Origin of the sequence: Stappia albiluteola, from assembly GCF_014050225.1 — a bacterium.
Classification (GTDB): Bacteria; Pseudomonadota; Alphaproteobacteria; order Rhizobiales; family Stappiaceae; genus Hongsoonwoonella; species Hongsoonwoonella albiluteola.
This window is the reverse complement of the sequence record NZ_JACFXV010000059.1, coordinates 1-8,308: the sequence shown is the minus strand read 5'-3', so window position 1 is coordinate 8,308 and position 8,308 is coordinate 1. Positions and strand designations below refer to the sequence as shown.

Here is an 8,308-nt window from a genome sequence, read left to right as displayed (position 1 = left end):
TCGAACATCCCGCGCGGGCGGGGCGTGGCGGCCGCCGCCTCGATCCGCCGGCAGGCGGCGTCGAACCACCGCCGCTCGATCTCCACGCCGACGAAGCGCCGCCCGGCGCGCACGGCCGCGACGCCAGTGGAGCCAGAGCCCATGAACGGGTCGAGCACCGTTTCTCCGGGCTTCGCCGAGGCGCGGATATAACGCTCCATTTCCAGCACCGGCTTTTCTGTCGGGTGGCCGGTTTCGTCGCGCTGCGGGATTTGCGAAAGCTGCTTGGCACCGGGGGTGAGGATCGTTTTCGCCCGCCCCTTGAACAGGTAGAGCGTGAACTCGCAGTCCTTCATGAACCAGCGGTTCGCCGTCGCCGTTCCCTTGCCCCAAACCAGCAGATTATGCAGGCGGAAACCCGCGCGGACCCCCGCCGCATGCGCCGGGAACACGTTCTTGTCGTTCGCCATCAGGTAGCAGTCGGCGTCGTCGACAAGCGCTTCGAAGGCCAGCGCGGCGACCTCGTCCCAATCGATATCGCAATGGACGATGGCGCCATTGTTGGAATAGTCCGCCATCCAGCCGACGGTCATCGGCTTGTGCCTGGACGAGGTCTTGGCCGCCCCGCCGGAGGTGAGCCGATACGGCGCGTCGGAGACGAACAGATGCGCCTTGGGCAGCGCCGGCACGATCTCCCGCGCATCGCCCAGGTAGAGCGTGGCCGGGCCGATCTCGCGCTTTTCGAGATAGCCCGCCATTACAGCGCAATCCCCAGGTCGCACCACAAAACCGGGTCACCCATGCGCCCCCGGCTGGCATAACGCCGCGCCCTTTGCTCGGCCGCCGCCGCGTCGTCGTCGCTCAGCGGCGCGAAAGGCATCTCGTTCGGCACGCCGTCCGGATGCGCCTTGCGGAAGCGCTTGCAGGCCGCCTCCGTCGCCAGTTCCAGCGCTTCCCGGTCATTCGTTTCGATCTCCGGCAAACCCGGATCGGACGGATCCAGCATCGGTGTTCGGACGTCGGAAATCATGCGGCCACCCCCTGCCCTACGATTTCGAACAGCACCGCCTGAGCCGGTACCGGCGCCGGGCCGCGCGAGCGTCGCTTGATCGCGCCCTTGCTTGCCGTTTCCGCCAACCGCCGATACGCCGCCACCCGCCGCCGCAATGCGCGGCCAAGCGCCATCGACCGCAGTTGCCAATGCGCCAGGTCTTTCCGGCAAAGAAAAAGCTCGGCTTCCAGATAGGCGATCCGCGCCTCGTGAAAGCGGATCTCGGCCGCCTTGTCGTCCGGCCGCCTGTCGGCAGCCGCGCGTGCCCTGGCCAGATCCCGCGCCAGATCGTTGAGGGATTTGCCGCTCATGTGCCGCGATCCTCCGCCGGTGTCTGGTAGATCAGCGTTGCGCGGGCGTGATGCGCCGCGCACCAGTTCTTGCCGGCCGCTTTCGGCGCGCCGCAGCAAAGCACAAGGCCGTTTTCATCGCGGCCGTCGAGGATCCACGGGCATTGCGAAACCCGCCGATCGAGCAGTCGGACGGGCTTCACACCCGGCAGAGCCTCGCCAGCTACAAAGATAATCGGCGCCGGCCCCTCGATCCGCTCCGGCGCCCCAGCAGGCGACGGCGCAAGCGCGCGGCGCGCCCTGGCCTTTGCCGTCTCTGCCCTGTGAACGGCAGGGTTCCGGCGGCCTTCGCCGCGCATATACGAACGGACATGGCCGGAGATGACGGAGCGCGAAACCCCGTGCTGGCGCCCGATCGCCTCATAGGACAGGCCCCTGGAAATACCCTCGCGAACTACGTCGCAGCGCTCTTCCCGGTTAAGGTAGAGCCAGGCCATTACAATGCCCTCCGCGCTTCAACGCGCTGGCCCGGCTTCCCGGCAAAGCCGGGAAGATCGAAACCACGCCGATTGCCGATGATCCTGGACAGGTCGACGCCGCGTTCCTTGGTCACATGGCCAAGGCTTTCGTCGCCGCGCGGGTGGCCATCGACCCATGTCCAGTAAGGCTGGAGTTCGTTGTCGATCAGCCTCCAATGGCCGATGACGAAATGACCGCGCATGCCGGCAAAACTCTCTGCCGGCTTGAGAACGCCGCGATGGATGGCCGTGTAAGGGCGGACGAATTCGACCCGATTGTAGGAAAAGACCGGGCGGCCACGTTGCGCCCGACGCTTTGCTGAAGCTTGCCGAGCCCGGTCAACCGAACTTGGCAGGATGCGACGGGCGGCGGCGACACGGGAATGGGAGCTGATGGCGGCCAGCAGGAATATGACCAGCCGCTGCATCTTCAGGATTGTATCGGCCACACCGGGCTTAATGCCTCGAACCGTATCCGCCTTCGGTGTGAATGCGACTTCATAATCTCCACCATCGCGCAATCGGTCGCTCAGGACCGAAGAACACCATGGGAAGGCCATGTTTTCGACCTTCTGGAACAGCACAAGTTGAGTTGCCTCAGGCGTCCCAATAGCCAGCCATGCGAAATTACCTAATTCGATCCAACAGGGCACGATTGGCGCGCGCGCCACCTGAATGGCCGCTTCCCGGCTTTCCGGATCGTCGAACAGAGCGGGCAAAAGGCGGCCGCATTCCTCATGGTCGAAAACAAATCGATCGCACACCCCGCGCCAGTGATCGCCATCGACGGGTGCATGATTGCGGTCGGGCAGCTTCAAGGCATTGCGTGCGGCTTCGATCAGTGGGTCGCTGGTAGGCGGCATGGCTAGCAGGCGGTCGGCAAGGAGACGCATCACCACCCCCTGCGGCAAAAGCCGCGCGTGTTGGCATAGTCCACCTTGCGGGCCAGACCGGCGGAGACGAGCACCTTGCCCAGGTCGCCCGCCCGCGTTTGCACCCGCGCCAGCTTGCGGCCATAGGCGCCGGCCTTGCCCGCCTCGACGATCCGCACACCCGGCAGGGCCAAAAGCCGCGCCGTCAGGTTGCGGGCCGCGACGCCGCCCGGCTCGCGCAGCTCAAGCGCGTCGACACAGGCCAGCCGATACTTTTCTCCGGCGAGCCAGAACGTGTCGCCGTCGACAACGCAGGTCACGCCCCGCGCCGCGCGGTCCCCGCCCTGGCACACCGGCCATGCCGGCGCCGGCCGGGGCAGCGCCTCGGCACGGGCGATCTCGGCCAGCCCGACAAGGCCGAGCGAAAGCGCCGCCGTGCCAAGGCTGGCAGCGGCCAGCACAAGCGCGAAAAACAGCACACCGGCCCTGAGTTCCCGAAGCAGTGTCATTCGTCGCCCTCCCCGGCATTGATCACCCGATTGCAATGCTGGCGAAGGGCAATGAGCGCTTCGATTGCTTCGGATATCTCGCGCACGATATCCAGTTCGCGGATTTCCTCGGCGGTGATCGTGCCGCCCGTCGCCAGCGCCTCGCAAAGCTTGGCGGCCGCTTCCCCGCCTTCCTTCACCGCCCGGCCGATCTCGGCTGCCCACACCCCGTCGGAATGCGTGGAAGGGAGTTGCACGAAGGCACCGCCCGACAGCCGGCAGATTTCCGTAAGCGCCACAGGCCCGGCGTCGAGCGTCAGGTCCAACAGAACGTCGATCGGCATATGCTCGTTCTCGTGCCGCTCGTTATCGGCGTTGCCGTATGCCGAAAGCTGCTGCTGCGAGACGCGGGTGATCGACGCCGCGCTGTCCTGCCCGCCGCATTGGCGAAGCTGCATGCGGACGGCGCTTTTCAGCGCCCGGCGTTCGTTCTCGCTGGAAGGACGGGCATGTTTCATTTCACGCGCCTGTAATTGAGTTGAACGGACGGGATGACGAAGCTGGCGCGATAGCGCCAGAATGCCGGTAACGATGGAAGGAAACCCCGCCGATGCCGGACACTGGGAAGACCCCTGCCCGCGAACGCCTTGCCAGCGCCATGCGCCGCGCCCTGGCGGCGGAAATCGTGCAGGCGGCCGGCGCCGGCCCCTCGGAGGAAGGAAGGGCCGGCGCCGCGCCGCAAACGCCCATGCGGGGAGAGAGGGGCACGGGCGAGGAACTCATGCGCTCACCTGCCGGTCGCTCGGGCCATCGGCCCGGTCGCGAGAAGCGGCGGTGACGGTCGGACGGGCGACGGAGGTGGAAAGCCGGGCCTCAAGCCGCTCATAAGCACGGCGAAGCATTCCGGACATCCGGGACGGGCTGGCTTCCGCCCGCGAGACCGCCGATTGATGGCAGCCGATTTCCTCGGCAAGCGCCACCTGGGACAGGTTCAGTGCGGTGCGAATTTCCTTCGGCGTCACAACGGAGGCTCCGTTCAAAATGCAAGACTATGCAAACAACTATGCAGACAATGCAATTTGCATAATTCATAGTCAAGACCAAACGCACAAAAAAATATGCAAACTAGACGAAATGGATCAGCACGAACGCCTCATCGCGGCCCGTAAAGCGGCCGGCTTCGCCACAGCCTCAGAAGCGGCGCGGGCACTCGACGTGCGCGAACCCACTTATTTGTCTCACGAAAACGGCACGCGCGGTTATGGGCGACAGGCTGACCGATATGCCCGGCGCTTCGGCGTAAATGTCGAATGGCTGCTATACGGCCGAGGCAAAGGCCCGGACGGCACACTCCATGCCGCCCATGCGATGGAGCCTCAGCCATTGCCGCAACCGGCGATGCAGCCGAGCGAACGCCCGCCCTACGATGGAGCTTTCTCGCGCGACGTTCCGGTCATAGGGACTGCCGCAGGCTCGATTATCCGCAAGGATTTCGAGGGAATGCTGATTGAAGAACCCATCGAATATGTTCGCCGCCCGCCCGCGCTGACATCCGCGCGAGATCTTTACGCCGTCTATGTCACCGGTGAATCAATGGAGCCGGAACACGGCCCCGGCGTTCTTCGGTTTGTACACCCTCATCGCCAGCCGCTTATCGGCGACACGGTTATCGCGGTCACTCGGGCACACGACGACGACCCTGGGCAGGCCTATATCAAACGGCTGAAGAAGCGCACGGCCGAGCACCTGGTGTTGGAACAGCACACTCCTCACGCCTTCATCGAAATTCCGCTGAAATATGTCATTTCCCTTCACAAGGTGCTGACGACAAACGAACTTTTCGGCGTCTAACGCCTACCTGCCGACACATCCAGTTTAGTTTCAATCTCCGGATCCACCGCCATCTGCCCGCGCCAACTGATGCGCCGGGACTACTTGCGCGCGCCCTCCCCTTTGCCAATGTCCGTCTGACTCGGCGAGCCCGCGCATAGCGGCCAACTTCGCCGCCGACGCACAACGCATAAAATTTCTTATGCGATACGTATTGACTTGAATTATGCAACAGGCATAGTCTCCACCGCATTCCGCCGTCAAGGGACGGCATTTGCGGAGGACGTTTCATGCCTCATCCCTTTTCAGAATTGCCGGCCAGCCCGGCGCGGCTGTCGCCCGAGACGGCCCTTTGCGTCGTCACGCTGGCCGTCGCCGGCCTCCTGCCCCTGCTGCCGATCCTGTTCGGCCCGTTCTTCGCGGGGTGGCTGTGATGGCGCCGCGTTATGCAATTCGGTTGGAAACCGAGGACGGCACGCTCGAAGAAGCTTGCACGCATATGACCCGGAAAGCCGAAGCGCTTCGCTACGCGAATGGATGGGCAAAGACATGCGCTTGCCGCGACGTGGTCCGGATCTGGGTTGACGACACGAAGACGGGACTCGGCATTAGGTCATTTGAGGTCAGCCATGGCCGATAACACCGACATCGAATGGACCGATGCGACATGGAACGTGGTCACCGGCTGCGCCGTCGTCTCTCCCGGTTGCACCAATTGCTACGCGATGAAGCTCGCCGGCAGACGGCTGCAGCATCACCCCTCGCGCGCCGGCCTGACGCGGCCGAGCAAGGCCGGCCCGGTCTGGACGGGCGAGGTGCGGTTCAACGAGCAATGGCTTGACCAGCCCCTGCGCTGGAAGCGGCCGCGGCGCATCTTCGTCGCCGCTCATGGCGACCTGTTTCATGAGGCCGTGCCGGACGAAGTGCTCGACGAGGTTTTCGCCATCATGGCGCTTTGCCCGCAGCACACATTCCAGGTGCTGACCAAGCGCAGCAAAAGGATGCGGGAATATCTGAGAGACCCCAATACGCCGTTCAGGGTCGCCGATATGGCGACGGTTGTTGGCCGTCATCTACCAGATGGACACCCAGGATGGCAGCGAGGCAATTGGCGGGCATCGCCAATAATCGGCTGCACTCAACCCGCAAATTGGCCTCTGACGAACGTCTGGATTGGCGTCTCCGTCGAGGACCAGACCCGCGCCGACGAGCGCATTCCCGACCTGCTCGCCACCCCGACCGCCATCCGCTTTGTCAGCGCCGAGCCGCTTCTCGGGCCGGTGGATTTTTTGGCGTTCCAGGAGGGAATCCCCGGGAATGAGTGGCTGACATGGCTTGATGGCATCGACTGGATAATCGTCGGCGGCGAAAGCGGCCCCGACGCACGGCCGATGCATCCGGATTGGGCGCGATCCATCCGCGACCAATGCGCCGCCGCCGGCACCGCTTTCTTCTTCAAACAATGGGGCGAATGGGCGCCGCAAGTGGGCGCCGTCGATGGCTGGAACATCGACGACAACCCGGAAATAAGCCGCTTTGACCACAGGGATTGGGAAGGCGGCCATTGGGGTGAACCTTATCGGCCTATGTGGTGCGACGAAGTCGATGACGACACAGTCTCCCGCATCGGCAAATCCCGCGCCGGCCGTCTTCTCGACGGCGTCGAGCACAACGCCATGCCGGAGGTGGCCCGGTGAACCGTTGCACAAACCTCATAAAGCGAGCGTTCATCGGCCTTGGCCGCGCCATATACGACGCCTTCCCTGTCTGCCTATGCGTCCTTGGCGGCGTCTTCTTCGGCATCTCCTTCCACGTTCCGGAAAATCATGATTCTGGAATGCTAGGCATGGCCCTTCTCGGCTTGGTTTGCTGTTCGACGGCGCTTTCTCTCGCCAGCGAGCGCGCGCGGGCGCGCGGATTTCTGGACGGGGCCGAAGCCCTCTTTCACCTGATAAACCGCGAATTCGCAAAGGACGACGGCCAATGACCGCCGCCCTTCCCGTGACGATCGATGCCGCCGCCACCCTTTGCCACCGGCGCAAGGTTGCCGACCGCCGCGTCAGGCTGGAGCTGCTGGTCGAGGATTACACGGTCGACGCGCAGGCCGCCTATGACGTCGGCGATCCGGGCCTCGGCAAGGCGCTCGAGCGCAACGCCGGCCGCATCCGCGCGAAAGCAAAATCGCTCAGCCGCCGCAACGACGGCCGCTGACGCACGCCGCCCCATCGGCATTTCCCCCTCGTTTCAGGAGGTCAATGCAATGTCTGATTTGCTCAAGATCGAGACCCCCGCCGGCGACCTGCGCAAGGTTCTGTCGCTGCTGTCGCGCATCCGGCTTCACAGGTCGAAAATCCCTGTTCTCGGCTGCGCGCTTGTCGAGGCGAAGGACAACGCGGTCACCCTGACCGTGACGGACCTTGGCGCCTGGCTGACGCTCAGCCTGCCGGCGCGCGTCCACGCGCCCGGCCGCGCGCTGCTGCCGTTCAACCTTGCCCGCATGCTTGTCGCCAATCACGCCGCCGGCACGCCCATCACCATCGAGCAGGCGGCCGGCGGCACCGAGCTGACGGTGAGCGACCCGGACGGCCGCACGACGCTGATCACACCACCGGTCAGTGACTTTCCCGAAGATAACCTTTCCACCAGGCCCGTGATCGGCACCTTGACGCTTGCCGACGAGGCAGCCTTTCGCGACAGGTTGAAACGGGCGCTGCGTGTCGTTTCGACCGAAGAGACGCGCTATTACCTCAACGGCGTCTGCCTGGACGTTGCCGAAGGCGCCGACAAGGTCAAGCTCGTATCGACCGACGGTCACCGGCTGATCGCCATCGATGCGGGGGCCGAATGGAGCCCGGCGGCGCAGGGTGAGATGGACCCGCCCGACCAGCTTTGCATCCTGCCGCGCATGATCGTCCCCGCATTGACGGCCATGCCCTTCGCCGGGCCGATCCTGCTGCGCGAGGGGGAGAATTTCGAAGTGCCGCTCGTCGGCGGCCGCATCATCACCAGCACGATCGATGGCAAGTTTCCGGACTGGCGCCGCGTCGTGCCGAAGTTCGGCGAACGGCAGCCGGACATGATCAGCTTCGACCGGGCCGAACTTCTGTCGGCGATGCGGCGTATCCCGTGGGGCCATAGATCGACGCGGATCGACATCGCTGTCGGCAAGGGCAAGGCGGTTCTTAGCTACAACAGCCGGCATGACCTCAGCGGCTTCCGGGTATTGTCCGTCGAGTCGTCCACAAAAACACCCGAGTGGTTTCACGCCTTTGACCGACAG

Annotated in this window: 14 protein-coding genes; 6 read left to right on the top strand and 8 right to left on the bottom strand. The window is 64.5% G+C overall.

Features of this window, described 5'->3' with window-relative positions:
* The 7 genes from H2509_RS13995 to H2509_RS13965 all read right to left on the bottom strand — a co-directional run.
* On the bottom strand, window positions 1-737 hold a 737-nt coding region (locus H2509_RS13995), incomplete at its 3' end, for a DNA-methyltransferase (protein WP_182166290.1).
* Window positions 737-1,009 (bottom strand): hypothetical protein, encoded by a 273-nt coding sequence (locus tag H2509_RS13990; protein ID WP_182166288.1) that lies wholly within the window; start codon window positions 1,007-1,009, stop codon window positions 737-739. The genes H2509_RS13995 and H2509_RS13990, both read right to left, overlap by 1 nt.
* The gene (locus H2509_RS13985) at window positions 1,006-1,341 is read right to left on the bottom strand and encodes a hypothetical protein (RefSeq protein ID WP_182166286.1); all 336 of its coding nucleotides are present in this window, start codon (window positions 1,339-1,341) and stop codon (window positions 1,006-1,008) included. Before H2509_RS13985 ends, H2509_RS13990 begins: the two co-directional genes overlap by 4 nt.
* Window positions 1,338-1,817, bottom strand: a complete 480-nt coding sequence (locus tag H2509_RS13980) for a GcrA family cell cycle regulator (protein WP_182166284.1) — start codon at window positions 1,815-1,817, stop codon at window positions 1,338-1,340. Before H2509_RS13980 ends, H2509_RS13985 begins: the two co-directional genes overlap by 4 nt.
* Window positions 1,817-2,731 carry a hypothetical protein gene (locus H2509_RS13975; protein ID WP_182166282.1) on the bottom strand — a complete coding sequence of 305 codons (915 nt, stop codon included), beginning with the start codon at window positions 2,729-2,731 and terminating at the stop codon, window positions 1,817-1,819. Before H2509_RS13975 ends, H2509_RS13980 begins: the two co-directional genes overlap by 1 nt.
* The gene (locus H2509_RS13970) at window positions 2,731-3,219 is read right to left on the bottom strand and encodes a thermonuclease family protein (RefSeq protein ID WP_182166280.1); all 489 of its coding nucleotides are present in this window, start codon (window positions 3,217-3,219) and stop codon (window positions 2,731-2,733) included. The genes H2509_RS13975 and H2509_RS13970 overlap by 1 nt, the downstream gene beginning before the upstream one ends.
* Entirely contained in the window at window positions 3,216-3,716 is a 501-nt protein-coding gene (locus H2509_RS13965; protein ID WP_182166278.1) for a phage regulatory CII family protein, read from the bottom strand. Before H2509_RS13965 ends, H2509_RS13970 begins: the two co-directional genes overlap by 4 nt.
* 92 nt (window positions 3,717-3,808) lie before the next feature.
* On the opposite strand from H2509_RS13965, the gene H2509_RS13960 reads away from it, so the two are divergent.
* Window positions 3,809-4,036, top strand: coding sequence for a hypothetical protein (locus tag H2509_RS13960; RefSeq protein ID WP_182166292.1), 228 nt, complete (start codon window positions 3,809-3,811; stop codon window positions 4,034-4,036).
* Here H2509_RS13960 and H2509_RS21270 read toward each other — a convergent pair.
* Window positions 3,978-4,220 carry a helix-turn-helix domain-containing protein gene (locus H2509_RS21270; RefSeq protein ID WP_182166276.1) on the bottom strand — a complete coding sequence of 81 codons (243 nt, stop codon included), beginning with the start codon at window positions 4,218-4,220 and terminating at the stop codon, window positions 3,978-3,980. The genes H2509_RS13960 and H2509_RS21270 overlap by 59 nt on opposite strands.
* A gap of 19 nt (window positions 4,221-4,239) precedes the next feature.
* On the opposite strand from H2509_RS21270, the gene H2509_RS13950 reads away from it, so the two are divergent.
* From H2509_RS13950 to H2509_RS13930, 5 genes are all read left to right on the top strand, one after another.
* Window positions 4,240-5,049, top strand: coding sequence for a LexA family transcriptional regulator (locus H2509_RS13950; protein WP_182166274.1), 810 nt, complete (start codon window positions 4,240-4,242; stop codon window positions 5,047-5,049).
* Between the two features lie 269 nt (window positions 5,050-5,318).
* On the top strand, window positions 5,319-5,462 hold the full coding sequence (locus H2509_RS13945) for a hypothetical protein (RefSeq protein ID WP_182166272.1): 144 nt from the start codon (window positions 5,319-5,321) through the stop codon (window positions 5,460-5,462).
* A gap of 195 nt (window positions 5,463-5,657) precedes the next feature.
* Window positions 5,658-6,725 carry a DUF5131 family protein gene (locus tag H2509_RS13940; protein ID WP_182166270.1) on the top strand — a complete coding sequence of 356 codons (1,068 nt, stop codon included), beginning with the start codon at window positions 5,658-5,660 and terminating at the stop codon, window positions 6,723-6,725.
* Between the two features lie 286 nt (window positions 6,726-7,011).
* The gene (locus H2509_RS13935) at window positions 7,012-7,239 is read left to right on the top strand and encodes a hypothetical protein (protein WP_182166151.1); all 228 of its coding nucleotides are present in this window, start codon (window positions 7,012-7,014) and stop codon (window positions 7,237-7,239) included.
* Between the two features lie 49 nt (window positions 7,240-7,288).
* A partial coding sequence (locus H2509_RS13930) for a DNA polymerase III subunit beta family protein (protein WP_182166268.1) occupies window positions 7,289-8,308 on the top strand: 1,020 nt, incomplete at its 3' end.

Bases quoted from the DNA above. Each gene is read 5' to 3' on its own strand.
- H2509_RS13990 (WP_182166288.1), bottom strand. From the start codon at position 1,009: ATGATTTCCGACGTCCGAACACCGATGCTGGATCCGTCCGATCCGGGT.
- H2509_RS13985 (WP_182166286.1), bottom strand. From the start codon at position 1,341: ATGAGCGGCAAATCCCTCAACGATCTGGCGCGGGATCTGGCCAGGGCA.
- H2509_RS13980 (WP_182166284.1), bottom strand. From the start codon at position 1,817: ATGGCCTGGCTCTACCTTAACCGGGAAGAGCGCTGCGACGTAGTTCGC.
- H2509_RS13975 (WP_182166282.1), bottom strand. From the start codon at position 2,731: ATGCGTCTCCTTGCCGACCGCCTGCTAGCCATGCCGCCTACCAGCGAC.
- H2509_RS13970 (WP_182166280.1), bottom strand. From the start codon at position 3,219: ATGACACTGCTTCGGGAACTCAGGGCCGGTGTGCTGTTTTTCGCGCTT.
- H2509_RS13965 (WP_182166278.1), bottom strand. From the start codon at position 3,716: ATGAAACATGCCCGTCCTTCCAGCGAGAACGAACGCCGGGCGCTGAAA.
- H2509_RS13960 (WP_182166292.1), top strand. From the start codon at position 3,809: ATGCCGGACACTGGGAAGACCCCTGCCCGCGAACGCCTTGCCAGCGCC.
- H2509_RS13950 (WP_182166274.1), top strand. From the start codon at position 4,240: ATGCAAGACTATGCAAACAACTATGCAGACAATGCAATTTGCATAATT.
- H2509_RS13945 (WP_182166272.1), top strand. From the start codon at position 5,319: ATGCCTCATCCCTTTTCAGAATTGCCGGCCAGCCCGGCGCGGCTGTCG.
- H2509_RS13940 (WP_182166270.1), top strand. From the start codon at position 5,658: ATGGCCGATAACACCGACATCGAATGGACCGATGCGACATGGAACGTG.
- H2509_RS13935 (WP_182166151.1), top strand. From the start codon at position 7,012: ATGACCGCCGCCCTTCCCGTGACGATCGATGCCGCCGCCACCCTTTGC.